The following is a 25,874-nucleotide window of genomic DNA, read 5'->3' as shown; positions in this document are numbered from 1 at the left end:
CTGCGCGGCGGCTCACATCTGACCTGCCAGTTCATCGACACACAGCACCTGCTCTATTTGCAGCAGCGTGACGAATTCGCCACGCACCTTGGTCATACCCTTTATGAAATCGGTCCGGATACGATTACCGAAGGCCGGCGCGGGCTTGATATCGACATCCTGGATCTCGATCACCTCGCTGACCGAGTCCACCACCACTCCCAGTACCTGTGCCTCGCCCTCGCTGGCCGCATCCAGAATCACAATGCAGGTGCGGCTGCCCAGAACAGTGGTGCCTTTGCCAAAGCGGGCCCGCAAGTCCACCACCGGGACGACCGAGCCACGCAGGTTGATCACCCCCCGCATAAACACGGGCATCATCGGCACCGCCGTCACCTGGTTGTATTCGATGATTTCGCGAACACTCAGGGTGTTGACCGCAAACATTTCGTGAGCGGCTAGGAAGGTCAGGTACTGCAAGGGCTCATCAACCGGTAACGCCGGCTCGAATGCACTTGGCTGAACGGCGGAGGCGGACATGGCTCAACTCCCGAAGCGGACAAAGCCGCCCTCCACCAGATTGGCCTCGTGCTCAGGCATCTGCGTCGCACGCGCCTGTACCGGCGATGACAATGCCCGCCCCTGGCGCTTGCTCTGCACGGTGAAGAAGCCCATCAGCTCTTGCAGTTGCTCGGCCTGGCCACTCATTTCTTCGGCCGTGGCCGCCAGCTCTTCGGAAGCGGAGGCGTTCTGCTGGGTCAGCTGACTCATCTGCGACATCGCACTATTGATTTGCTCCGACCCGATGGACTGCTCCTCGGACGCCGCGGTAATTTCCTGCACCAGATCGGAGGTCTTGGCAATCGAGGGCACGATCTCATCCAGCAGGTTCCCGGCCCGCTCAGCCAGGGCCACGCTGCTCTTGGCCACTTCACTGATTTCCTGGGCGGCAATCTGGCTGCGCTCGGCCAGTTTGCGGACTTCGGCGGCCACCACCGCGAAGCCTTTGCCATGCTCGCCGGCCCGGGCCGCTTCAATGGCAGCGTTGAGTGCCAGCAGGTTGGTCTGATAGGCGATGGAATCGACAATGCCGATTTTTTCCGCGATGGTCTTCATCGCCGCCACGGTGTCCTTGACCGCCCGCCCACCTTCAGTCGCCTCTTTGTTGGCCTTGCCGGCCATGCCATCTGTGACTTTGGCGTTCTCGGTGTTCTGGGCGATGGAAGCCGACATCTGCTCCATCGACGCGGATGTCTGCTCTACCGACGCCGCCTGCTCGGAAGCCGACTGGCTCATGCTTTGTGCAGTCGCGGAGATCTCCTCGGAGGCACTGGACAGTGAGTCGGCGGAGCTACGCACCTCGCCAATGATCTCCGAGAGTTTTTCCACGGTGCCGTTGACCGAGTTCTTGAGTTCCAGGAACTTGCCCTGGTAATCGCCGGTGATGGATCGGGTCAGGTCGCCGCCAGCGATCGCCGACAAGATATCCATGGCTTCGGTAATCGGCACGATGATCGCGTCCAGGGAGCCATTGATCCCCAGGATAATCCGCCGGAAATCTCCCTGGTGACGGGCGCTGTCAGGCCGGGTGTCCAGCTTGCCGATCATGGCGCTGTCGCTGATCTGGCGTGTGTCTTCGACCAGGGCCAGGATATTGGCCCGCAGTTGCTCGATGTTTTCGTTGATAAAGGCTTTTTTGCCCGGGAAACGCTCCAGCGGCGCCGACAAATCGCCTTCCCCGAATGACCGGATGCAGGCCATCGCCTTTTTCTTCACGCTGATATGGCCGCTGACCATGTCATTGATGCCTTGGCCGATATCCCGGTACGAACCGGAGAAGCGCGCGACATCAATCATGACATCAATGTCACCTTGTTCGTGCTCGACGGACATGTGCTTCATTTCATTGATCAGGGCCAGAATATTGGTGCGCAGCAGCTCAATGTTCTCGTTGATAAAGGCTTTTTTACCCGGGAACCGCTCCAGAGGCGCCGCCAAATCCCCCTCACCAAAAGAGCGGATACAGGCCATGGCTTTTTTCTTCACTGCGATATGGCCATTGACCATGTTATTGATGCCCTCGGCCATGGACCGGTAGCTGCCATTGAACTGGCCGGCATCAATCTGTGCGTCAATTTCGCCCTTGTCGTGCTCACTGGACATGCGGTTCATTTCCACAACCAGTTCATGCAAGGTGGTGCCCAGTTGTTGCATGGAGGCCATCAGGCTGGTGGTATCACCGGCTCTGAGTGTGGCCTTTGCATCCAGCTCGCCGGCGGACAAGCGTGCTGCAAATACACGCACATCGGCCGGTTCCCCCCCCAGCTGGCGCATCAGGTTACGCCCCAGGAATGCCCCGATCAGCGCGGTGGCCAACACCGTCAAGCCGCTGACCAGCAGTAAAAGATAGCGGGCGTTGGATTCGGTGCTGGTGGCCAGTATCTCGGCTTTGCGGCCCAGCTCAAGGTTGTACTGGCGCATGTCGGCAATGGCCGCCAGGACTGCATTCTGCAACGGTTGGCTGGACTCGATCGCCTCCCTCGCGGAAGCCAGGTCACCGCTGTCGCTCAATTTGTCGAAACGGGCTTGAAGGGTTGCGAACTCTGCCAGCCGGGCGCGCAGTTGAGTCAACAATGCCGCATCGTGCTGGTCTGAGATCAGCTCGCTCTGATAGTGATCCAGCGCCTTGCCGATCGTGCTGAAGTTGGCGGCCACCCCATCGGCGTAACTGGGCACCGTGTTTTTCTCGATACCGCCCAGGCGCTGCCATTGCAAGGCATGAAGCGCCGTGAAGGCTTCTGCGGCGTGATCGATTTCCAGCAGGCTGGGCACCGTGTTGAGGTTGGCGTAGCTGGCGGTCGAGTTGATCTGACCGGCCAGGTAGAGGCTGGTGGTACACAACACGACAACCCCGACGATCGCCGCACAAACCAGCAATACAATATTTTTGATTACGGTCATGGCAAGTAACTCCTGATGACGCTTCATTGAGTCAGTAAAGAACTTTGAGTCGAACGGTTGGCCGATTCCCTGGCGACGTGTCCCAACAAATTGGGAATATCCAGAATCAGCGCAACAGCACCGCTGCCCAGGATCGTGAAGCCTCCCAATCCATGGGCATCACCAAACACCTTGCCCAATGGCTTGATCACGGTTTGAAACTCACCCAGCAAGCGATCAACCACCAGCCCGGCGCGCAAGCCGGCGTATTGCACGACAACCACGTTTTCGCGGCTGCCCCGCGGCTCATCCACCTCAAACATCTCGCGTAACCGCAGGATGGGCAGCACATCTCCCCGCAAGTCCAGGTAGCCGGTATCCGCACCTGGCTGGGTCACCAGTTCGATGCACTCCTCCACCATGTTCAGCGGAACCACATAGGAGGCTTTGCCGACGCCAATCAGAAAGCCGTCGATGATGGCCAGGGTCAGCGGCAGGCGAATCCGTACGGTGGTGCCCAGGCCTTCTTCACTTTCCAGGCTCACGCTGCCCCGCAGCGCCGTGATATTGCGTTTCACCACGTCCATGCCCACACCGCGGCCGGACAGGTTGCTGACCTGGTCGGCAGTGGAAAAACCCGGTTCGAAAATCAGATTCAGAATGTCTTTGTCCGCCAGTACCTGGCCGTCCCCCACCAACCCTCGGTCACGGGCCTTGGCGAGAATCTTGTCCTTGCGCAGGCCGCCGCCATCGTCGGATACCTCGATGACGATGCTGCCCGACTCGTGATAGGCATTCAGGCTCACCGTGCCCTGGGCCGGCTTGCCCCGCTGGAGGCGCAGGGAGGCCGCTTCGATGCCATGGTCCATGGCATTTCGCACCAGGTGGGTCAGCGGGTCGCCAATACGCTCGACCACGGTTTTATCCAGCTCGGTCTCGCCACCGCCGATGTGCAGCACGATGTCCTTCCCCAGTTCCTTGGAGACATCGCGCACCACCCGCTGAAAGCGCGTGAACGTCGCGCCAATCTGCACCATGCGCAGGGTCAGTGCAGAATCACGGACTTCCTCCACCAGCCGCGACAACAGGCTGGTGGCCTCGATCATTTCGCCAATCCCGCTGCGCACTGCCACCAGGTTGGCACCGGCACCGGCGATGATCAGCTCGCCCACCAGGTTAATCAGCTGATCCAGCTTGCCGGCATCGACCCGAATCAGGTTACCTTCGTTAGTGGCCTGGCTCTTTACCGCCTTCTGCGAGGGGGCCATCGTTTCCGGCAATACGTCGACCAAAAGCGCTGGCTCGCCTTCCTGCGCAACCCGCAAGGCCTGGGATTCGCTCAAGGTGCCACAACGGACAAACAGCTCCAGCAGGTCCGCATTTTCTTCCGGCAGCGCATCGAGGTGCGCCCGGCACGCCTGGGGGGTGGCGTGGGGCTCCAGGATCAGCACCTGGGCCTCTTCACGCACAAAATCAAAAGCGCCGTCGATGATCTCCCGGGAGGCATCGCTGACCAACGCGAGCTCAAACCCCAGGTAATTGGTTTCCGGGTCCATTGCCGCCAAGGGTGGCAGTGAGTCAAACAGGGTGATGGTGTGGTGCAAATGCCCCAGGGTGCCCAGGTAGCGCAGAAACGCCAACGGGTCCATGCCACTGCGTAACACATCAGGCCCGAAGCGCAACGACAGGTGCCAATGCCCGGGGGCAAGAGGCGGGCTGTCAGCGGGCGTGTCCTGGGGAATGTGCGGCGCACTGGAGAGCGGCGTATCCAGGTACAGGGCGAGGCGCCCTACCAGCCCGTCGCCCTGCACCTGAAGGGGCTCATCCAGTCGATCCAGGTTGCCGTCTTCGGCCAACAGATCGATCAGTTGGCTGATATGGTCACGCGCTTCAAGAAACAAGGCACTCAAGGCTTCGTCGACACGCACTTCCAGGCTGCGCACCCGATCCAGGACGCTCTCGGCGACATGGGTAAATTCAACAATCGGCATCAGGCCAAACAGGCCGGCTGAGCCCTTGATGGTGTGGGCGACGCGAAACAACGCATTGATGGTATCGAGGTCGTGGGGCGACTTCTCTATTTGCAGCAGCGCATCCTCCATCTGCAACAAAAGCTCGCGACTTTCAGCAATGAAGGTCTGAAGCACGTCATCCATGTTCATAGACTGGGCCATACGATCATGCTCCCGCCGATGGGGCAAAAGATGGATTAGCGAAGTAGTCTTCAAGGCCGCTGAGTCGCAATGCCTCAATCACCGTCGGACTGGGGTTGCTCAATAACAGCTGCGCCCCCTCCCTGAACGACTCGCGTTTGATAAGGATCAATAATTGCAAGCCGGCGCTGTCCAGTTCATCGACATTGGATAAGTCCAACTCAACTTCATGGGCCAGGGGAAACAGTGACAACAACACGTCTTTTTGTTCCGTGGCCGTGTAGATGGTCAGCGGGCCTTCCATGACCTGGATTCGACGTAACATCGGGGGTGTACTTCTCATGGAAAACCTCCTGGCCAGCCAACGCTGGCCAACACTAAGGCAGGATTAACTTGGAGACGGCGTTCAACATCTGCGCCGGCTGAAAAGGCTTGACCATCCATGCCTTGGCGCCGTTGGCCTGGCCTTTCTGCTTCATGGCGTCACTGGCTTCGGTGGTGAGCATGATGACCGGCGTGAACTTGTAGGCCGGCAGCAGCTTGGCCGCCTTGACGAAGGTGAAGCCGTCCATGTTGGGCATGTTCACGTCACTGACAATCAGATGGATTTTGCGTCCATCCAGCTTGCTCAAGGCGTCTTTGCCATCACAGCCTTCAATCACGTCGTAGCCCGCACCCTTCAGGGTGATGCTCACCACCTGCCGTATGGAAGCGGAGTCGTCGACAATCAGAATGGTTTTGCTCATTGGAAAAGCGCCTCTAGAAAAAGGTGATGTCGTTGGTGTCAGCCTTGGAAAGCGGCTTGCCACCATGGATAGCGTGCTGTTCCGGCATGGTGTAGGCGGTTGACAGCTCCTGCAGCCAGCGGTCGCTGGCCAGCGGGGTGATCACCCCCCCCTCATGGTGCTCACCCAACTGTTGTTGCAAGCGGCTTTGGTCGTGGGTGATCAGGGTCAACATCTGGCTGACCCGGTCCTGGAACTGCAGGGCAACCAGCACTTGGGCAATCTCGTCAGCCACACTCGCGCTCTGCTGTTGCAGGTCGCGGCTGTTGCGCACGACGGTCTGGGCGTTTGCGCCAAAGCTCTGAATGACCTGGGACACCACCCGCTCCGAGTCCGCCAGGGTCAAGGTGTCTTGTTCGGCGTGATGCCGCGACATCTGCACGGTCCGGGCAATGGCGGCATTCACGGTGATGACCGTTTCGCTGATTTTGCGGCCGGTCTCACCGGACATGCTGGAGAGCTTGCGCACCTCATCGGCCACCACTGCGAACCCTCGACCGGCCTCACCGGCACGGGCAGCTTCAATGGCGGCATTGAGGGCAAGCAGGTTGGTCTGGCTGGCGATGTCACCGACGAACTTGGCCATTTGCTGGAGCTGCTCGGTAAACCCCGAGAGCAGCATGACCTCCTTTAACTCGTTCTCTTTGTTGCAGAGGGCCGCACGCAGGGCCAGGACAATGGCGTTGAGATCGCGCTGGCCGACTTCGAGCAGGTCGACCAGTTGCTGGGAAGCATCCTGGCCACCACTGCTGGAAACACTGTGGCTGATGTTGGAGGACAGAGTGGCAAAGCGCTCGCTGAGTTTGAGGATGGACGTTTCACTGATCTGGCGGGCTGCGTCTATCTGCCTGGACCACACCGGCAACACGTTGAGACACACCTCGGCCAGCCCCGTGTCGACGGCCACGGCCGGCACTGCGGCCGCCTCCTGGTGCTGGATGCTGCGCCAGTGTGCCTGGAGGCGGCTGTTTGCCCACCCCCCCAGGCTGATACACACCAGCAACAGCACACCGCCCGCCCCCACTGCCCGGCCGTCAAAACCATTGCTGTACATGATCGAAAAGCTGCCGAGCAGGCCAGAGAACACTGCAGGAAGCAGTGTCAACACAACTGAAGGGGGTGGGGTCTGTTCGTTCACGGTCTCTCTCCCGGCCAGGGCAGCCCGTCACCGGTTAACCGGCGGTTCGACTGCTTGAGGGAGATACTGGCGCAATAATGGCACCCCAACCATCGGAGCATCCCTATTCTGGGGTAGGGATACCGGGAGGCCGGGTAGGAAAATCCCTACCTCTGCGCTGAGCTCAGGAAATACCCAAGGTCATGGCGAAACGCACAATGTCCGCCGTGGAAACAAAGCCCATCTTTTCCATCAACCGCGTCTTGTGGGTGCTCACGGTCTTGTTGCTGATAACCAACTGCTCGGCGATCTGGTTAACGCTCATGCCGTGGGCAAGCAAGCGCAGGATCTGGAACTCGCGATCAGACAAACTCTCGACATAGGTCTGTTGCTTCAATCCACTGCTTTGCAGGGCGATCTGTTCCGCCAGGCCGGCGTCCAGGTAACGCTGGCCGCCGATCACTCGGCGGATGGCGGCCAACAGCGTCTCGGGGTCACTGTCCTTGGTCAGGTAACCCAGTGCGCCAGCGCGCAGTGCCCGTTGCGCGATGTGGATTTCGTTGTGCATGCTCAACACCAGGATGGGCAGCTTCGGGTACTGTGCGTGCAACCTGGCAATCAGGATTTCACCGCTGATGCCCGGCATGTTCATGTCCAGCAACAGCAGGTCAATCTCCACCTGGCGAAGCAACTCGATCACTTGCGCGCCACTCTCGGCCTCGGCCACTACCTGCAGGTCCGCGACCAGCGTGAACAGCTGCTTGAGCCCTTCGCGCATGATGGTGTGGTCATCGGCGATCAACATGCGAATCATGAAGCTGTCTCCTGCATGGGAATGAACGCCTGGACGGTGGTGCCTTGTCCGGGGTGACTGAAAATAATGACCTTGCCGCCCAGCATCAGGCCGCGCTCACGCATCCCGGCCAGTCCGAGGGTTTGCCGGCCGACCGCGTCGGGCTCGAAGCCGACGCCGTTGTCCTGGACTTCCAGCAACCAATGCCCGTCCTGCGGCGCCAGGGTGACACTGACCTGCGTCGCTTGCGCGTAACGGGCAATGTTGGTCAGCGATTCCTGCACGATGCGGAACGCGGCGGTAACCTGGGCATCGGGCAGTGTCATGGGGCTCAAGGGCAAGTGCAGTAGACAGGGCGTGTGGGTCAAGTCGACAAACTCAGTGGTCAGCCATTCAAGGCCCGAGACCAGCCCCAGATTCAGGGCCGAAGGCCGCAGGCTGGTAGAAACGTCACGCACCACTTGGATCGTCTTGTCGGTCAGGGCCATCAACCGCTCCACCTGAGGGGTGAGTTCGGGTGTGGTAGCGCCGAATTGAAACCTCAACAGCGAGATCCCCATGCGCAAGGCCGTCAGATGCTGGCCCAGTTCGTCATGAATCTCCCTGGCAATCAGCTTGCGCTCCTCTTCCCGCGCGGTTTCCCGGCGGGTCGACAGGTCGCGCAATTGCGCGTTGGAATTGGCCAGGCGCCGCTCGGCGGCACGCAACTTGGAAATGTCGCGCCCTACCGCCAGCACACTGACCACCCGCCTGCCATCGACCTCGGGCACAAAGTGGATCAGCACCACCTTGGGCGCGCCTTTCAAACCCGCCAACATAAATTCCTGCTCTGCCGCCTTGTTATCGTTGACCACCTGGGCCACCAACTCGCAAAACAGCTGGGCCTGGGCATTGAGGGGGGCCATGGCGCCTATGGATTTTCCCGGCAGGTCCGGCCAAGCGCTACCCACCCACTTTTTCAATTGGGCATTGACGTAAAGCACTTCGCCTTGGGCGCTCACACGAACAATGGCATCCGGGCTGTTTTCCACCAGGGCACTGATATCGTGCTGCCGTTCAAGTTCTTTCTGGCGGGCCTTTGAGGAAAGCGTAATGTCGCGGCTGATCACCAGAATGCGCTGGCCCATGCCCTCCGGGTCGGCGACCGGTATCAGGGTGAAGTGCAAATTACGGACTTCGTCCCGCAGCACCACCGTGTCCTCGGACTCCATCGCTCGCCCGGCGGCCAGGCATCGCTGGCACAAGTCCTGGACTTTACCGGCGCTCAACCGGTCGAACACACGCTCAAGGGTCTGGCCAATGACATCGCCGTGGGGTTTGCCCAGGGCGCGCAGCAAGGCGGGATTGACCTCGACACAGCGCAGGCGGTCAACCTCGGTTACTTCAAGCAGGCAGAGCATGTCCAGGGTATGGTCAAAAATATCCCGGTAACGTCGTTCGCGGTGCTTGAGCAGTGATTCGGAGCGCCAGCGTTCGATGGCAATCGCGGCAATGTGACAGGTCTGGCGCACGCGCTGGATGTCACTGTCGTCTGGAAGCACACCTTGTGGGTTGGCCACCACAAAAGCCCCCAGGACTCGGCCCTGCGTATCCATGATCGGCTCGGACCAGGAGGCGTATTGCCCCGGGGTCGGGGGCCATTCATCCCGCAGGCCGGGGCCTGTGCAGGGCGTCAGTGTCAGGGTTTGCGGATCCAGCAGCATCACGCTGCAGGCACGATTGGGCAAGGCCAGCTTCAGATACCCAACCAGCAGGCCAAGGGTTTCATCCAGCGGTGCGTCGCTGGCCATTTTTTCGAAGATATGCAGCCGGGCCTCTTCGAGGTCCTGGTGCTTACGCAACTGAGTAATGTCGTGGGCAAGGGCCAGCACCCCAACCACTTCACCGGCATTATTGCGCTCCGCCGTGAGGCTGACCACGCACGTTACCCACTCGCCATTCTGCTCGACCGCCCAACTGTTGAGAAATTGAGCCGGATTACCAGTGGCCACCACCTGGCGCAGTTGGCGCAGGTAATCGGCGGACTCCTCATTGGGGGCAACACCGATGGCGTCGTGAAAAGACAAGCCGGTGAGCAGCAAGAACGTCGGATTGACATAAGTGCGCAAGAGATTGCGGTCATAGCGAACAATGATGTTGGGGGAGCTTTCCGCCAGGGAGAGGAATTTCAGCTCGCTCCCCATCAGGGTTTCACGCAGCTGCCAGTTCTCGGTGATGTCCTCCAGTTGGGACACGAAGCATGAAGGCTGACCCGCTTCGTCGCGCACCAGCCCCACAGTCAGTCGCACCCAGACCACTTGCCCGTCGCGGTGAAGGTAGCGCTTATGCATCGTCGCACTGGGCCTCGCACCGCGCTTCAATTCGTCGACCAGGCTTATCCCCACCTCCCGATCATCAGGGTGAGTCAAGGCCATGAAGGTGGTGGCTTGCAGCTGCGCCTCGCTGTAGCCCAGCAAACGGCAAGTGACGCCATTTGCCCGCAGCCAGCAACCGTCCAACGCCACCAGCGCCAGGCCGGTGCCGGAGGAATCGAAAATAGACTTGAGCTGTATATGGGTGACTTGCTCTGCTGCCGAGACGGTGGCTGCCGGTTCCAGACAGCCCACCATGCCCCCCAGCGCGGTCCATGCTTTGTCGCGCGTCATTGCCACTCTCCCTGCGGCATGTTAAAGGCCTGTGCGCTCACACCACCACTCAGGTTGAGCAGCAACGTCGCATCCACCCATACCTTCGCGATCGTTCACACCAGGGTGACAGACCACACCCCATAGTAGACCTAACCCATGCATTCACTGCATGCCGACGGCAACTATCGGTGGTTTTTTTGAGATATCTGACCCTCATCAGGATCCCGGCTGTTCACCCGAATACATTGCAATAAACAACCTTGTCGAATGGATGGGCCTGCACTGAACGGCAAGCCCATGGGCACAGCGTGGTCGAATCAGCCCTTGCCTGCCTGAGCCGCCAGGCCCTCAAGCTTGCTGGAAATCTCATCCTTGATCGCCAAGCGCTTTTCCTTCAGTTTTTTCAACTCATCGTCACTGGCCCCCGAGGTGGACGACTCAGCCTGCACCACCGCCTTGTCGGCAATGTCGTATTGGTTGAGCAGCGAATCCAATCGGTTATCGCTCGCCCTGCGTTCATGAATAGCTTCCTTGCTCAAACCCAGGTCCTGATACAGGTCGTGTTTCACTGGCATGGAGTACCTCCGCACATTGATCGATGGTTGACCCCTTGAACCTAGCCCATCCAGCAGCCTCTTGTCATGTCTGAGATCAACCTGTCGCGTTTGCGTCCCCGTTCGTCGCAGGGCAGACGATTTCATAAAACCTTTGGCGCAGGCTGCCCTCCACTGTAGATCGTCACCCGATGGAGAACAGGTTCCATGAATCACGCTGCCAACGCTGTCGACACCCAGTGCATCAACACTATTCGTACCCTCGCCATGGACGCTGTGCAGAAGGCCAACTCCGGCCACCCCGGCACGCCCATGGGCCTGGCGCCCGTCGGTTACACCTTGTGGAGCCGCTTCCTGCGTTATCACCCCGAGCACCCCGACTGGCCCAACCGGGACCGTTTCGTATTGTCGGTGGGCCATGCCTCAATGCTGTTGTATTCGCTGTTGCACCTGGCGGGCGTGGTGGAGATTGACGCCCACGGCAAGCGCTCCGGCCAGCCGGCCATCAGCCTGGACGACATCAAGCAGTTCCGGCAGATGAGCTCCAAAACTCCCGGCCACCCCGAATACCGCATGACCACCGGCGTAGAAACCACCACCGGCCCACTCGGCCAGGGGTGCGCCAACAGCGTCGGCATGGCGATGGCCGAGCGTTGGCTGGCCAAGCGTTTCAACCGGGACGGCCAGGTGCTGTTCGACTACAACGTCTACACCCTGTGCGGCGACGGCGACATGATGGAGGGCATCAGCAGCGAAGCCGCGTCCATTGCCGGGCACTTGAAGCTGGATAACCTGTGCTGGATCTACGACAACAACACCATCAGCATCGAAGGCCACACTGAGCTAGCCTTCAGCGAAGACGTGATCAAGCGTTTCCAGGCCTATGGCTGGCACACCTTGCACGTCACCGATGCAAACAACCTGCTGGCCCTGAGCGACGCCCTGAGCACGTTCCAGAAAAACACCGGGGCACCGACGCTGATCGTGGTCGACAGCGTGATCGGCTATGGCTCGCCCCACAAGCACAACACCGCGTCAGCCCATGGCGAACCCTTGGGCGAAGAAGAAATCCGCCTGACCAAAGCGGCTTACGGCTGGCCCGAAGACTCAAGCTTCCTGGTACCGGAGGAAGCGCGCACGGTCCTGCGGGATGCGCTGCTCAAGCGCAGCAAGCCGCTGTATGAGCAATGGACCGAAAACCTGTCCCACCTCGAACAGTACGAGCCGGAACTGGCCGACGAGCTGCGCCGCATGCGTGCGGGCGAGATGCCCGAGCATTGGCAGGAGCAACTGCCGAGCTTTGCCGCGGATGCCAAGGGCGTCGCCAGCCGTGCCGCCGGTGGCGAAGTGTTGAATGGGTTTGCCAAGCAGATCCCATGGCTGCTGGGGGGCTCGGCAGACTTGTCGCCGTCCACCAAGACCAACCTGACGTTCGACGACGCCGGGCGCTTCAGTGCCGAGAACTACGGCGGGCGCAACCTGCACTTCGGTATTCGTGAACATGCCATGGGCGCGATTGCCAACGGCATGGCGCTGTCGTACCTGCGGCCGTACACCTCGACCTTCCTGGTGTTCAGCGACTACATGAAGCCGCCGATTCGCCTCGCGGCGATCATGGAGCTGCCGGTGGTGTTCGTGTTTACCCATGACTCGATTGGTGTCGGCGAAGACGGCCCTACCCACCAGCCCATCGAACACCTGACCCAACTGCGGGCCACGCCGGGCTTGCTGACCCTGCGCCCAGGCGACGCAAATGAAACCCTGGAGGCCTGGAAGATCGCCCTGGCCCAGACCCATCGCCCGACCTGCGTGGTGCTGTCGCGGCAGAATCTGCCGACCCTGGATCGCACGAAGTACGCGGCGGCGACGGGTACATCCCGTGGCGCTTATGTGCTGGCCGGCGCCGATAAGCCCCAGGTGATCCTGATGGCCACCGGCAGTGAAGTCAGCCTGGCGGTGGAGGCCTATGAGCAACTGAAGTCTGAAGGCGTGGCGGCGCAAGTGGTGTCGATGCCGAGTTGGGAACTGTTCGAAGAACAGGACCAGGCCTACCGCGACAGCGTGCTGCCGCCGACGGTGAAGGCACGCCTGGTGGTGGAACAGGCCGGCCCGTTGGGCTGGGACCGCTACGTAGGGCAGACCGGGGCCAAGGTGGTGATGAACAGCTTTGGCGCCTCGGCACCCTTGGCCAAGTTGCAGGCCAAGTTCGGCTTTACCCTGGAGAATGTGGTGAAGCTGGCGAAGGAGCAGATCAAGCTCAACAGCTGACCCGGCGCAAGCATGCCTGGCGTGGCCTACCGAGGGGAGCCTCGGTGCCACGCCCTGATGCTCATTTACCGCCGGTGACATCCAGGAACGTACCCGTGATGAAGGACGCCTCGGCGCCTGCCAGCCACAGAATCGCCCTGGCCACTTCTTCAGGCTGACCACCCCGCCCCATGGGGATCGAATCCTTGACGCGGTCAACCCGCCCCGGCTCGCCGCCGCTGGCGTGAATGTCGGTGTAGATATGCCCGGGGCGGATGCAGTTGACGCGTATTCCCTCCCGGGCAACTTCCTTGGCAAACCCGGTGGTAAAGGTCTCAAGCGCGCCTTTCGATGCGGCGTAGTCGACGTATTCGTTGGGGCTGCCAAGCCGGGCGGAGGCCGACGAGATATTGATCACAGAACCGCCCCGCCCCTCGTGACGAAACGACATGCGCTTCACCGCTTGCTGGGCACACAGCATCGGCCCGATCGCGTTGACCGCGAAAATCCGCTGCATACGCTCGAACGCCAGGTCCTCGACCCGGGATTGCAACGCGTTGATCCCGGCGTTGTTAACCAGTACATCGATGCGCCCGAACGCCCGATCTATCGCGGCAAATAACTGAACGACCTGCTCCGGGTCTGCGCTGTCTGCACGTACGGCCAAGGCCCGGCGCCCCGCCGCTTCTACATCCGCCACTACCGCGAGGGCAGCAGATTCGTCGGAAACGAAGCTGATCGCCACGTCATAACCTTGTGCGGCGGCCAGCCGCGCGGTGGCGGCGCCAACGCCACGACTTCCACCCGTGATCAGAATCAGCGGTGCCTGCGGGACGGTATCCATTGAGCGAACCTTCATGTGGTGGTGGGAAATGCGTTACCTGTCCTCAGCCGATGAGGAGGGTGCCGGTGGCGATCACCACGCACGCCAATACCTTGCGCACCGTCAGTGTCTCGCCGAGAAAGAAATAGCCAATCAGCGCCGCAAACAACACGCTGGTTTCGCGCAACGCCGACACCGCGCCCATGGGCGCACCGGCCATGGCGTAGATGATGATTCCGTAGGCCAGGAGCGACACCAGCCCGCCGGCGAACGCCGTGAAGAAACCAGGCCGCACACTGAACAAACTCTTTGCCCCGCGCAGGCCGATATAGACCGCCGGCATCAACACGCCCCACAGGGCGCACATCCAGACCGTGTAGGCCATCGGGGCACCGGACAGGCGTGCGCCGATGCCATCGGTGACGCTATAGGCGGCAATGAAACACCCGGTGCCCAGGGCGTATGGCAGGCTGGGCACGGCCAGGCGGCGGCCCCTGAACGCCAGTGAAATAATCCCGCCAGACACCAGGGCAATGCCCAGCAGTGAGCTGGCCGATACGCTCTCCCCGGCAAACACTGCGGCGCCGAGGGTGATCAGCACCGGCGAGGAGCCCCGTGAAATCGGATAGGTTTGCCCCAGGTCGCCCACCTTGTAGCTGCGTACCAGGAACAGGTTGTAGCCCACATGGAGTAGCGCTGACAGCACCACATAGAACCAACTGGCTGGCGCCGGCACTTCCAGGAACAAGGCAGCGGCGCCACTGGCAATAGCGACCGCCAGGCACATCACCGTCATCGACCAGAGGCGGTCGGCGCCGCCACGCAGCAGCGCATTCCAACTGGCGTGCAGTAAGGCGGCAAAGAGGACCAGGAGAATGATGTGATATGGCATGCGCCTATCCTAAGTAAACCGGCGCCTCAACTGAAACGAAGTCTCCTCATTGAAGAATGAGCAAATCCTCATGCTTTATTCGTAGGCGAGTCCGGCGTTTACCGCTTCCTGCATCAACCAATCACGAAAGCTGACGATGTGAGGCTGGGATTCGAGCCCTTTGGGGCACACAAAATAATAGGCGACCGGGGATGGGAACGGCACCTCGAACAGCTTGACCAGGCTGCCATCGCTCAGCTCTGATTCCACATGCCCACTGCGCGCCAACGCAATGCCCTGGCCGAGCAACGCCGCCTCGATCGTCATGTTGGTATCCGGAAACCTGACACTCTCATTGAGTGGCGAAATCGCCAGCCCGACGTGCTGGAACCACACTTCCCACTTCGGCACCAAATCGGCGCCGTCGCGCATCAGCAAGGGATAGCGCAGCAATTCGGCTGGCGTGTTTGGCCGGCCAAAGCGCTTCAACAGATCGGGACTGGCCACCGGAAAAATCTGCTCGCGGAACAGGAACTCCGAGTAAAGCGCCGGGTAATTCCCATTGCCCAGGCGGATCGCAACATCAGCCTCCGCACTGGAGAAGTTGATGATCTTGTCGCTGGAGTCCAGCGTGACGAGTATTTCCGGATGCCGCTGGGCCAGGCTCGGCAAACGTGGCAGCAGCCATTTCAGCGCGAAGGAATAGGTGGTGCTGACCTTGAGCCGAACCCTGCCCTTTTGTTCCCGCAGGTCCGCGAGTGTGGCCTCAAGGTTCATGAAGAACTCGCGCACGATGGGCGCAAGGGCTGCGCCGGCAGGCGTCAGGCTGAGTGACTTGCCCCGCTGGAACAGCTGCAATCCCCAGAGTTCTTCGAGGTGCTTGAGTTGATGGCTGACGGCGCTTTGGGTGACGTGCAGCTCTTGCGAAGCTGAGGTGAACGTGGTGTGCCGAGTCGCAACCTCAAAGGCGCGCAATGTCGAGGTGGGTGGCAGGTCTCTCATGGCGGCACATCGCTGTTTATGAATAGACGCTCATGATAGAACATCTGCCCATTGCCCGACTGCCCTCTCCGCCTGCGTCCAACGCCAACACTTCATCCACTGCCTTTTCATACTTATTTCACATTCATTTATCTATAACGGAGACCGTAATACCGCAGCCCCGTTTATAGCGACTCAGTGAGCCACGAATATGTCAGGCGCAATACAATCGGCGACAACTTCATACGCAACCCCAACTAACTTTCGCGTCAGCGCTGTTGCGACAAGTGAAACTAAAGCGCAAATAAAATCTGCTATTTATTACATTCACTTACAAATATCTTGAGTGTGTGAGTGATGAACAAAACTGACGCACCAAAAGAGATCTCCACCCCTTTCAGTATTGTACTGGTCAATTACAAAACTCCGGAAATCACCAAAATCTGCCTGGAGCTGTTGCACCAGCACATCGACCCCCGCGAGACGCCGGTGTGGGTCGTTGACAACTATTCTGCCGATGAAAGCACCGAGTATTTAAGGACACTTGATTGGATCCATTTAATCGAGCGCACCACTTCCGAGCCCGAGCAAGGCCATATCGCCCATGGCAAAGCCTTGGACCGGGTATTGGAGCGCGTCAACACTGATTACTTACTGCTGATTCATACCGACACATTCATTTTCGACAAGAATGTTTTTCCGATGCTGCTGAACAAGTGCGCCAACCATCCAGGCGTCGCTGCCGTGGGTTGTGTGGAGCAACTCAATCGCGGTCTCACGAGAACGTTTTGGCGCTTTAGCTCGCGCCTGTTCAAGCATTATTTCCGACGTTTGAAAATTGCCCTGGGGCTACGTTCAAGAGAGCCCAAGCCCTACCGGGAGCTCTACCTGAAGAGCTTTTGCACCTTATGGAATTGCAAGCTCATCAAGCAACATGGGCTGCATTTTTCAATGGATGATCGGGTGCCTGGCTATACGCTTCAAGAGCGCATGACTGCGCTCGGCTATACCGTTGAAATGCTTTCGCCGCGCAAAATCTTCAGTTACCTGGATCACATCCAGGCCGGTACCGTCTCGGCGGCGGGTGGCTATGGCGCGACCCACAGGCGAACCCGGATGTATAACAACATCCTCAAGCGCCTTAACAAGGATGGCCTGGGAGGCTAGGCTTCGCAAACACGCGATCGGGGCGCTCCCGCACGTGATCGAAGCCCTCCACAGGCCTTTATTTTCAGTATCGGAGCGGTAATGGCACCTAACTCTCAAACGCTACCCATGAGCCTTTCTCCAGCGCTCGACTTCGACCAGAAAGCGGCCAGCGATCTAGGTACTTCATTGAGCAGCCTGTATGTGCAGGCTACGCCGTTTCCCCATATCGTCATCGACAACTTCCTGCAGGACGAGCTGATCGCGAGCATTAGCTCGCATTTCCCCGTTGAGCCAACCCAGAACGAAACCCTCTACGAGCGCGGGTACAAAGGCCAGCGCAAACGCCAAATCAGCCCTAACGAATGTGATCCCTATTTAAAATCGGTATTCAACGCGTTCAACTCGGCCCCCATGTTGCAGTTTCTTGAGCACCTCACGGGCATCGACGGCTTGATACCCGACCCCTACTTCACCGGGGGCGGGCTGCATGAAACAAAAAGCGGTGGGTACCTGGGCGTGCACTCCGACTTCAGGCTCAACAAGAAACTGAATATTGAGCGCCGACTGAACATCATCATTTATCTGAATGAAGACTGGCAGGAGGCATACGGCGGCAACCTGGAGCTTTGGGATGTCGGCATGAAAACCTGCCTTAAGAAAGTGTTACCCGTGTACAACCGTTGTGTCATTTTCAATACAGATAAAGACAGCAATCACGGACACCCTGAGCCTCTCACCACGCCTGAACACATTACGCGCAAATCCATCGCCCTTTATTACTACACCGCCTCGGCCGTGGCCATCGACCCCACGCAAAGAAACAAAACCCACTACAAACCCAGGCCAAAAGATCGTTTAAGCCTCAAGTACTACATCAACAAGCTCATCAAGAAGAAAAACTAGTCGGATCGGCATGGGTCGGGTGCCCCGACCTCCTGCCCGCTTGTCACCCCGTCAACCCAGCTGGAACCGCGCCGTGTTATCGCTCAATGCCCGACTGCCCTTGCTCAACACATCCGCCGCCTGATTCACCGCCCGCGCGCCCTCGAGCAAGCGCCCTGCGGCCTGGTCAACCTGCTGGATATTGCCGCTCACTTCATCCGCCGTCGCCGCCTGCTCTTCAACCGCCGTGGCGATCTGCGCCAGGGTGTCAGTGACGCTCTGCACCGCGCTGGCGATTTCGCCCAGGCGATGGCCCAAGCCCGTGACGGACTCGGCATCGGTCACCGCCTGCTCACAGGCCGCGCCCATCAGGGTGACCGCCTGGCTCACCGTTGCGCGCAAGCTGTCCACCGTGCCGGCGATCTGCGCCGTGGAAGCCTGGGTCCGTTGCGAGAGGCTGCGCACCTCATCGGCCACCACCGCAAAACCCCGGCCCTGCTCGCCTGCCCGCGCAGCCTCGATGGCGGCGTTCAGCGCCAGCAGGTTGGTCTGCTCGGCGATGCCACGAATGGTGTCGACTACGGACTGGATCTGCTGGCCCTGCTGGCTGACGCGCTCCAATGCATCGGAGGTGTCGGTCAGGCGCTGGTTGAGCTGCTGGATACTCGTGGTGGTGCGTTGGCTGTCGCGGCTGCTGTCTTCGGCAATCTGCCGGGTTTTCTGCGCACTGCCGGAGGCCTGCTCGCAGCTTTTGGCGACGCCCATGGAGGTCGCGGCCAACTGCGTGGCGGCAGCGGCAATCTGGCTGATTTGCTGTTGCTGGTCTTCCACTTCGGTCAGCGTGCTGCCCGATTGCGAATTGAGGGTCAGCACCGCAGAGCCGAGTTGCTGCGTCTCGTGATTAACCCCCAGCAGGCTGGTGCGCAACTGCACCACGGCGACGTTGAGCGCGGTGCTGATGGCCGCCAGTTCATCGCGCCCTTCCACCGCCACCTCCACGCACAGATTGCCGTCACGCAGTGATTCAGCCAGGGTGGTGATGCCGCTGGCGCTGCGGCGGATCGATGCCTGCAAGCACACGAACAGGTACAGCGCTGCCAACGCCAGCACGCTGAACGTCACCGCCACCGGGACGAATTGCTTGAGGGAGCTGTCGCGGTAATAAACCAGACGCGCATCCAGTGAACTCAGTGACTGATTACGCAATGCCCCCAGGGTACCGAGCATGCCGTCGACACTGCGTTCGAAGCCGGCGGTATCGAGCTTGATGGTGCCGCCGAATACGCCCTCGTCCAGGCCCTTCAGCTCATTGTCCAGCAGTTGCAAGCTGTCGTCGTATTGCGCGATCCAGGCTTGCAGCCCGGGGTATTGCTTGGCCTTGAGGGATGCGGCGGCCTTGACCAACTGGTCCCTTGCATCGCCAATGCGACCGCGTAAATCACGCATCTGCAAACGGCTTTGCAGGGTGAACTGCCCCGATGCGATGGACGACTGCCCAACGCTCGCCATGCGCCCGATACGCTCGATCAGGTCAGGCGTCTGCTGGGTGGAAATCTGCATCAGCAAATAGGTTTCAAGCCACGGATCGAGGATCAAGCCGGTGTCCATGGTGATCTGCTCGCGCAGGGTTTGCATCGCGCTCAACGCGGAAGTGAAGCGGTCGTAGCCATCCGGCCACCAGCCCACAGTGCGCAGGGCCTGGGAATCCATGCCCGTGACCGAAGCTTGCAATGCCTCGAAGCGGGCAAGGGTGTCGGCGCTGGCGTTCTGGGCTTTCAGGGCCTCGCCCAGGGCCTGCACGCTTTGCAGGATCAGCGGAAAATTGGTGTCCACGGCCGTCATTGCGGCTTTGGCCGCGGGTGTCTGGTCGTGGAGGATGTCGGCGGCTTTCCAGCGCGCGGCCAGGTTGCGCTGGGCGGTCAGCTGCGCGTCCAGGGCATCCAGGGCCAACAGTTCGCGCACGCCGGATTGCTCATTGGAAATCACCGTCTGCTTGGTGCGGTACTCCTGCGCGATCATCCACAGGCTGCCCGCCAGGGGCAGCATGAACAGAAAAAACAGGATCTGGAACTTTCGCGCGAATCCAAAACGTCCGAGCAGGCGGATTCCTGGCGACAAAAGGCTTTGCATGTCCGACGACTCCTAGAACCACTCGCCTGTGCGGCGAATCAAGCTTTGAAATGACTGACGGCAAAATGCCATGTCATTGATTAAGCTGGCTCAAGCAAGAAACGGACCGCTGGTGGCAGGCCCGCAGATACGCGGGGCGTCGTTCAAAAAACGCGGTGCCGTGCGCGAAAATGGGGCGAAAGCACTCAGCGCCGGTGGCAGAACGGTAACCGTCTGACCAATACCTCAAGCGTGAGGGCAGACGACACCCTCTCCAGCCTCCGGTCACAGGTCTCAGGCTGCGCAACGCTGATGAACTCGTCAGGTTTGTGCCCTTGGTCCAGCGCCAGGTTCGATTCGCGGCTGGTGGTGTCGAAGCTGACCCGTTGCACCAGCAGGTCACGACTGCGGCTCATCGATCATCTCCCGGCACCGCGTAGCCCGGCGCGCTTTGCGGGTTGATGGCGCGCTCGATGTAGTCCTGCATTTGCCCGCGATAGGCCTGCCAGAGTTGGTCGAGGGCGCCGATCGGGTCCACGTCGGCCCAGTCCACCCGCAGGTTGACGATGGGCCACAGGTGATCACCGACCACCACCATTGCGGCGGAATGCACCGGCCCCGCTTCGCCGCCTCCGGCCACACCTGCCTGCATGGCGGCGAGCAGTCGGTCGGCAAGGTGGCCGGGCGTGCGTTCGAAGGCGCGCACCATGGCTTCAATCACACCGGCATTCGCCAGCATGTTTCCTGCTGCCACACATTGCTCGCCACTGACCGCGTGGTGGATACCCAGGGTCTGCGCGCCACTGAAGTGCGCGGTTCTGCCGGTGTTATCAATCGCGGTCACCTGGCGATATTCGCTATGACGTTGCGCAGTGAGCACGACGGCCAGTGCCTCGCTCGGCGCCATGCCCTGAGCCAACAGGTCCAGAGTGTGCGGGCCGAGGGCCGGCAAGGTGATGTTCTGCGACGCCACCGCGCCCACCCCCGGCCGCAGCCACGGGCAGCGGGCGCCCACGGCAATGCTCGACGAGCTGATAGCGATACCCAGCTGGCCGGTTTCGGCACAGCGGGCGACAACCGAAAAAGTCATGGAGAGTCCTGTGTGCGTGGGATCAAATCAGTCGAGTAACGAAGGGTCGGCGTCGATCATCAACTGTTTCATTTCTTCAAAATGCCGCTGCGAGAAATCCGTGATGCCTTCCCAGCCCCGTGCGGTTTTCTCGGCCACTTCGTCTGAAAGTATTCGCAGCGGTTGGCCGGTAGACAACGCCGTCACCAGGATCTGGCAGGCGCGTTCCAGGGTCCAGATATCGTCGAATGCCTCACCGATAGAGGTGGCCGTGACCATCACCCCATGGTTACCCATCAACAAGCGGCTCTTGCCGTCCAGCAACCCGGCCAGGCGCTCGCCTTCGGCCTCGGTGTCGGCCATGCCACCGTACAGTTCGTCCACCGCCACACGATTGAAATAGCGCGCGGTGTTCTGGTCGATCGCAGGGATGTGCGGCGTGGCCAGGCAAGCGACGGCTGTGGTGTAGACCGGGTGCAGGTGCAGCACGGCGCGGGTTTGCGGCAACAAGCGGTGAATCTGCCCGTGGATCGACCAGGCGGTGGCGTCCACGTCCGGATGGTCAGCGCCGGACGCATCGTCGGCGTTCAGCAACAACAGGTCACTGGCGCGGATACGCGAGAAGTGCTTCCACTTCGGGTTGAGCAAAAACTGTTTGCCGTCGGCCGACACCGCCGCGCTGAAATGGTTGGCCACCGCCTCATGCATGCCCAGGTGCGCAACAATGCGAAAGGTCGCCGCCAGGTCGATGCGCGTTTGCTCTTCATGTGATAACGCCATGTAACTCTCTCCGCAGGGCAAGTACCCCATAATCTGTGGCGAGCGAGCTTGCTCGCTTGCCACAGGTAGGGTGTGTTCCTTAAGTGAACAGTGTTGGGTCAGGATTTCGGCATCAGCTCGGCGATGTCCGCATCGGTAGGCGCCTGGAAGTTGTATTTCTTGAGCAAGGCGGCGTATTCAGGGGTGGCGCCGAACTTCTTGATGCCTTCGATCAAGGCATTCTTGACCTCGTCATTACCTTTCTTCACGCCGAAGCCGTTCAGCACCGGGTAGATCAAGGTGTCTGAAGAAATCACCACCCGACCGCCGAGTTTCTCGACCGCGCCACGGGCTACTGCGGCGTCGGTGATCTGCGCTTCAACGGCATGAGCCAACAAGGCCTGAGTGGTTTGCGGGTCGGTGCTGTACTCGCTGATCGCAATCGGCTTCAGGCCTTTTTTCACACAGTACTCATCCGACAGCTTGTGCATCTGCGCCAGCCAGGAGGTGGCCCCCATCGAGCCGATCTTGTGGCCACAGAACTCTTCCGGGGTCTTGGGCTGGAAGTCGCTGCCCTTGAGGGTCAGGATCGATTCGCCGCTTTTCAGGTAGGGAATCATGTCGATGACTTTCACCCGTTCGGCGGTGATGTACATGGAGGAGTTGGTCACGTCGAAACGCCCCGCCTGCAAGCCGGTGATCAGGTTGGGAAAACGCGTGTCGAGGGTCTCGACGGTGCGGCCCATGGCCTTGGCCAGGCCATCCATGAATTCAATATCAAAGCCGGCGGGTTTGTTGTTATCCATGTACTCATAGGGAAAGAAGGTCACATCGGAACCGGCGACAATTTTCCCGTCTTTCTGGAAGGCCGAAGCCGCCAACGACGTCATTGCAACCGCAGCGCCCAGCAGGCACACGGCAATAGGGCGAGCAATCGAGTGAAACGCTGTCATGGTAGTACCCTGCAAGGTGAGAAGGAGGTTAGGCAGTGACGGAGTCCTGGCCAGCCTGTTGCACAAAGAAAGAGGCGCCACGGGGCTTCTGCGGCAAGCGCAGGTGGTTTTCCGTGGAACGCACCAGGCCACTTTCTTCACCGGCTACCATCAGGCCGGCGTGTGCGCTGGGCAGCGGGTTTTCGCCGAATGGCAGCGCGTCTTCAGCGGCGTAGACGCTGATGAACAGGGTGCGCGGCAGCTCGGTCTCGTTAGGGCTTGAGGCATGCAAAAGGCGGGTGTGCATGAAGCACACGGAACCGGCGGGCCCATAACAGGCCACCGGGTTCCGGCACAGATCGTCGACTACCGTGTCGTCCACCGCGCCGGTGAAACGCTGGTCGTGCCAGTGGGACCACAGCGGGCCCTTGTGGCTGCCGGGGATCACATTCAGCGGGCCGTTCTGCGGCGTGACTTCGCTGACCATCAGCAAGGCGGTGACGATGTCGTCATTGCTGTGGGGCGTGAACAGGAAGTCCTGGTGCCACTTCACTTGCGTCGCAGTGTGGGGCAATTTCGAGTTGATCTTGCTGTGATGAAAGCGCGTGCCGCCGCCCCCGATCAATTGTGCGGAAATCGCCGCCATCCGCGATTGCAGCGCCACACGCTGGTACGCCGGCGAAATCTCGGTGGGTGAACTCACCCGGCGCAGCGAGGGATGGTCGGGGCGATGGTCGCCTTCCAGGTCGAATCGCGCACGGCCATCCACGGTTTCACCCCAGCCCTTATCATGACCACGGCTGTCTTCTACCCACTGGTCGAAGTCATGCTGCAACGCGGCCACTTCTTCAGGCGTCAGCACGTCCTGCACCACCAGAAAGCCGTCCCGGTGAAACTGTTCAATTTGCGCTTGCTCGATCATGTTGTAGCTCTCTTGTCGCACGAACGTTAAGGGGGTCACGCCAGCGATACGTCCTTGAGGAACGCCTCCACACGTGGGTTTTCACCGCTGCGCAGCGCCAGCGGCGTGTCATCGCACACCACCCGGCCCTTCTCCATGAACACGATGCGGTCGGAGACCTTGAACGCGAAATTCATCTCATGGGTGACGATCACCATGGTGATGCCCTCCTGGGCCAGCGCTTCGATGACTTGCAGGACTTCGTTGACTTTTTCCGGGTCGAGGGCCGAGGTGGGCTCGTCAAACAACATGATTTGCGGGCGCATCATCAGGGCGCGAGCGATGGCCACGCGTTGCTGCTGGCCACCGGAAAGCTGGTGCGGATACTTCCAGGCGTGGTCGAGCATGCCGACCTTGTGCAGCAGCGCGTAGGCCTGTTGCTTCAGCTCTTCGACAGGCGCGAGGCCGTGGTACTTCGGCGCCATCAGCAGGTTGTCGAGCACGCTCAAATGCGGGAACAGATTGAAGCTCTGGAACACCATGCCGATGTTCAGGCGATGCTCGGCGTGCTCCACGTACTGCGGCTTTTGTGCGCCGACTTTGTTCAGGTGAATAAAGGGTTGGCCGTTGATCTGGATCTCGCCGTTATCCAGTTGCTCAAGGCCATTGAGCAGGCGGATCAGCGTGGTTTTGCCGGACCCGGAAGGTCCGATCACCGACACCACTTCACCGGGCTGGATCTGCAAGTTGACCGAGCCCAGCACCTCGATGTCGTTGTAGGCTTTATGCAGCCGCGAAGCCTTTAACGCAGGGCCTTCGGCGCTGGTCGGTCGCTGCAGGGCGACACGTTGTTGGGTCGCCAGGGCCAGCACTTCCGCATCGGGCACCCGGGAAACGTTGCGTTGGTTGACGTCGAGAAAACGCTCCAGGCGCTTCAACAGGAAGTCGAACACCGTGACGATAAATACGTAGAAAAACGCCACTGCCGCCATCGTCTCGATCACCAGGAAATTCTGCGAATACAGGCGCTGGCCGACCATCAGGATCTCGGTCAGAGAGATCACCGACACCAGGGAGGTGAGCTTGACGATGGAGATGTATTCGTTGGCCAGCGACGGCAGCGCCACCCGCAGCGCCTGGGGAATTACCACTCGCCACTGGATCCCGAAAAACCTCAGCCCCAGTGCCCGGGCCGCTTCGCCCTGCCCTTTGGGAATCGACAACAGGCCGCCCCGGTGAATCTCGGCGACATAGGCGGTTTCGCAGATCACCAGGGCCAGCAGGCCGGCCCAGAACGGGTCCGCCAGAATCACCGAGGTGGAGGGAATCGCCTGCGGCAGGTTGTAGATGAAGATCAGCAGCACCAGCAACGGCAGGCTGCGGAACAACCAGATGTAGCCGCGCGCCGGCAGGCTGATCAGCGCGTGTTTGGATTGCTTGGCCAGGGCCAGCAGGAAACCCAGCGCGATACTCAACACCCATGTCAACGAACTGAGCTGGATGACCGTCCATGTCGCCCGCCAGAACTCGGCATCGGCCAGCAAACCAAACATGTAATTCCAGTTGAAAGTCATCGTCACTGTGCTCGACAAAAAAATGAAAATGCCCACCGAATGCTCAACGTGAAGGTCGAACCCTGATCTGCACCGATGGACTGAGATTCGTGGGGAGAGGCCCTTGGGGTCAATTCGTAAAAGCCGGCCTATTGAGTAGGGAGAACCTACGCAGCGTCACCGTTCCCTGGGTGACGACTGGACAGTCAAAACAGCCTGTCTCGTATTGGTGCGATGCCGCGACCGCACGGCAGCGAGCGCAACCTTTTGGTGCAATGCAAACACGTTCCCAGGCTGATCGTTCCCGCGCTCTGCGTGGGAATGCATCCCGTGACGCTCCGCGTCACCACTGCGCAAGACCTGAACCTTGCATCGCCAGCTGGACGCAGAGCGTCCGAGGAGGCATTCCCACGCAGAGCGTGGGAACGATCATCAAGCCAGTTCCTACAGGACTGTGCGCACCGCATGGGCATCAAAAAAGCTCGGGGCCGCCATGCCCGGGATGTACTGGTCTGAAACGAACATGCGGCAACGCTCGGCAAAACGCCGACACCACACGGGACAATTGGGTATTGCTCGCCGTGGCATAGCCCAGCTGCATGGGCCGGTGCGGCCCGGACAAGCGCAAGCGGATCAGGCGCTTGCCGTCC

The 25,874-nt window shown here is 60.2% G+C and carries 21 protein-coding genes and 2 pseudogenes; 3 read left to right on the top strand and 20 right to left on the bottom strand.

The genetic code is table 11. The annotated features are described in order from the left end of the window. Nucleotides 1–12 precede the first annotated feature (12 nt). The 9 genes and pseudogenes from D109_RS0123435 to D109_RS0123395 form a co-directional block, all read right to left on the bottom strand. Complete coding sequence (locus tag D109_RS0123435; RefSeq protein WP_017479022.1) at nt 13–519, bottom strand: chemotaxis protein CheW; 507 nt, start codon at nt 517–519, stop codon at nt 13–15. A gap of 3 nt (nt 520–522) precedes the next feature. Continuing rightward, a complete protein-coding gene (locus D109_RS0123430) occupies nt 523–2,313 on the bottom strand; it encodes a methyl-accepting chemotaxis protein (protein WP_371103589.1) in 1,791 nt (596 codons plus the stop codon). A gap of 650 nt (nt 2,314–2,963) precedes the next feature. Next, nucleotides 2,964–5,093, bottom strand: a complete 2,130-nt coding sequence (locus tag D109_RS0123425) for a chemotaxis protein CheA (RefSeq protein ID WP_017479020.1) — start codon at nt 5,091–5,093, stop codon at nt 2,964–2,966. A 4-nt stretch (nt 5,094–5,097) separates the two neighbouring features. Then, nucleotides 5,098–5,415: a lipid asymmetry maintenance protein MlaB gene (locus D109_RS0123420; RefSeq protein ID WP_026078177.1), complete on the bottom strand. Its 318-nt coding sequence runs from the start codon at nt 5,413–5,415 to the stop codon at nt 5,098–5,100. A gap of 34 nt (nt 5,416–5,449) precedes the next feature. Then, nucleotides 5,450–5,818 (bottom strand): response regulator, encoded by a 369-nt coding sequence (locus D109_RS0123415; protein ID WP_017479018.1) that lies wholly within the window; start codon nt 5,816–5,818, stop codon nt 5,450–5,452. 13 nt (nt 5,819–5,831) lie between these two features. Beyond that, nucleotides 5,832–6,425, bottom strand: a pseudogene (locus tag D109_RS1000000135360) (methyl-accepting chemotaxis protein); the annotation flags it as partial. Between the two features lie 733 nt (nt 6,426–7,158). Next, on the bottom strand, nt 7,159–7,788 hold the full coding sequence (locus tag D109_RS0123405) for a response regulator transcription factor (RefSeq protein WP_017479016.1): 630 nt from the start codon (nt 7,786–7,788) through the stop codon (nt 7,159–7,161). Beyond that, entirely contained in the window at nt 7,785–10,412 is a 2,628-nt protein-coding gene (locus tag D109_RS1000000132365; RefSeq protein WP_017479015.1) for a PAS domain S-box protein, read from the bottom strand. Before D109_RS1000000132365 ends, D109_RS0123405 begins: the two co-directional genes overlap by 4 nt. Nucleotides 10,413–10,711: 299 nt before the next feature. Continuing rightward, complete coding sequence (locus tag D109_RS0123395; RefSeq protein ID WP_017479014.1) at nt 10,712–10,969, bottom strand: DUF465 domain-containing protein; 258 nt, start codon at nt 10,967–10,969, stop codon at nt 10,712–10,714. A gap of 186 nt (nt 10,970–11,155) precedes the next feature. Here D109_RS0123395 and tkt point away from each other — a divergent pair, with 186 nt between their 5' ends. After that, on the top strand, nt 11,156–13,216 hold the full coding sequence (gene tkt, locus D109_RS0123390; RefSeq protein WP_017479013.1) for a transketolase: 2,061 nt from the start codon (nt 11,156–11,158) through the stop codon (nt 13,214–13,216). Nucleotides 13,217–13,277: 61 nt separating this feature from the next. On the opposite strand, the gene D109_RS0123385 is transcribed toward tkt, so the two are convergent. The 3 genes from D109_RS0123385 to gcvA all read right to left on the bottom strand — a co-directional run bounded on the left by D109_RS0123385 (nt 13,278) and on the right by gcvA (nt 15,891). Further along, the gene (locus D109_RS0123385) at nt 13,278–14,039 is read right to left on the bottom strand and encodes an SDR family oxidoreductase (RefSeq protein WP_017479012.1); all 762 of its coding nucleotides are present in this window, start codon (nt 14,037–14,039) and stop codon (nt 13,278–13,280) included. A gap of 43 nt (nt 14,040–14,082) precedes the next feature. Further along, entirely contained in the window at nt 14,083–14,910 is an 828-nt protein-coding gene (locus D109_RS0123380) for a DMT family transporter (protein ID WP_017479011.1), read from the bottom strand. A gap of 75 nt (nt 14,911–14,985) precedes the next feature. Then, complete coding sequence (gcvA, locus tag D109_RS0123375) at nt 14,986–15,891, bottom strand: transcriptional regulator GcvA (protein WP_017479010.1); 906 nt, start codon at nt 15,889–15,891, stop codon at nt 14,986–14,988. A gap of 336 nt (nt 15,892–16,227) precedes the next feature. Here gcvA and D109_RS0123370 point away from each other — a divergent pair, with 336 nt between their 5' ends. Together D109_RS0123370 and D109_RS0123365 are read left to right on the top strand one after the other, a co-directional pair. After that, nucleotides 16,228–17,037, top strand: a complete 810-nt coding sequence (locus tag D109_RS0123370) for a glycosyltransferase (RefSeq protein WP_017479009.1) — start codon at nt 16,228–16,230, stop codon at nt 17,035–17,037. An 81-nt stretch (nt 17,038–17,118) separates the two neighbouring features. Then, nucleotides 17,119–17,922, top strand: coding sequence for a 2OG-Fe(II) oxygenase (locus D109_RS0123365; protein WP_017479008.1), 804 nt, complete (start codon nt 17,119–17,121; stop codon nt 17,920–17,922). A gap of 51 nt (nt 17,923–17,973) precedes the next feature. Here the strand turns inward: D109_RS0123365 and D109_RS0123360 are convergent, their stop codons facing one another. The 8 genes and pseudogenes from D109_RS0123360 to D109_RS1000000135000 form a co-directional block, all read right to left on the bottom strand. Further along, nucleotides 17,974–20,031, bottom strand: a complete 2,058-nt coding sequence (locus D109_RS0123360; RefSeq protein ID WP_017479007.1) for a methyl-accepting chemotaxis protein — start codon at nt 20,029–20,031, stop codon at nt 17,974–17,976. 185 nt (nt 20,032–20,216) lie between these two features. Continuing rightward, a complete protein-coding gene (locus D109_RS0123355; RefSeq protein WP_017479006.1) occupies nt 20,217–20,426 on the bottom strand; it encodes a hypothetical protein in 210 nt (69 codons plus the stop codon). Beyond that, nucleotides 20,423–21,100 (bottom strand): DUF1028 domain-containing protein, encoded by a 678-nt coding sequence (locus tag D109_RS0123350; RefSeq protein WP_017479005.1) that lies wholly within the window; start codon nt 21,098–21,100, stop codon nt 20,423–20,425. Before D109_RS0123350 ends, D109_RS0123355 begins: the two co-directional genes overlap by 4 nt. A gap of 27 nt (nt 21,101–21,127) precedes the next feature. Beyond that, a complete protein-coding gene (locus D109_RS0123345) occupies nt 21,128–21,859 on the bottom strand; it encodes a class II aldolase and adducin N-terminal domain-containing protein (protein ID WP_017479004.1) in 732 nt (243 codons plus the stop codon). 98 nt (nt 21,860–21,957) lie between these two features. Continuing rightward, on the bottom strand, nt 21,958–22,791 hold the full coding sequence (locus tag D109_RS0123340) for an ABC transporter substrate-binding protein (RefSeq protein ID WP_017479003.1): 834 nt from the start codon (nt 22,789–22,791) through the stop codon (nt 21,958–21,960). 28 nt (nt 22,792–22,819) lie between these two features. Further along, the gene (locus D109_RS0123335) at nt 22,820–23,692 is read right to left on the bottom strand and encodes a phytanoyl-CoA dioxygenase family protein (protein ID WP_017479002.1); all 873 of its coding nucleotides are present in this window, start codon (nt 23,690–23,692) and stop codon (nt 22,820–22,822) included. A 35-nt stretch (nt 23,693–23,727) separates the two neighbouring features. Then, nucleotides 23,728–25,245, bottom strand: coding sequence for an amino acid ABC transporter permease/ATP-binding protein (locus tag D109_RS0123330; protein WP_026078175.1), 1,518 nt, complete (start codon nt 25,243–25,245; stop codon nt 23,728–23,730). Nucleotides 25,246–25,668: 423 nt separating this feature from the next. After that, nucleotides 25,669–25,874, bottom strand: a pseudogene (locus D109_RS1000000135000) (LysR family transcriptional regulator); the annotation flags it as partial.

It is taken from the genome of Pseudomonas sp. PAMC 26793, assembly GCF_000313235.1.
GTDB classification, from domain to species: Bacteria; Pseudomonadota; Gammaproteobacteria; order Pseudomonadales; family Pseudomonadaceae; genus Aquipseudomonas; species Aquipseudomonas yamanorum.
Note: the sequence above shows the minus strand (reverse complement) of the source record. Positions and strands in the feature narration are given on the sequence as shown.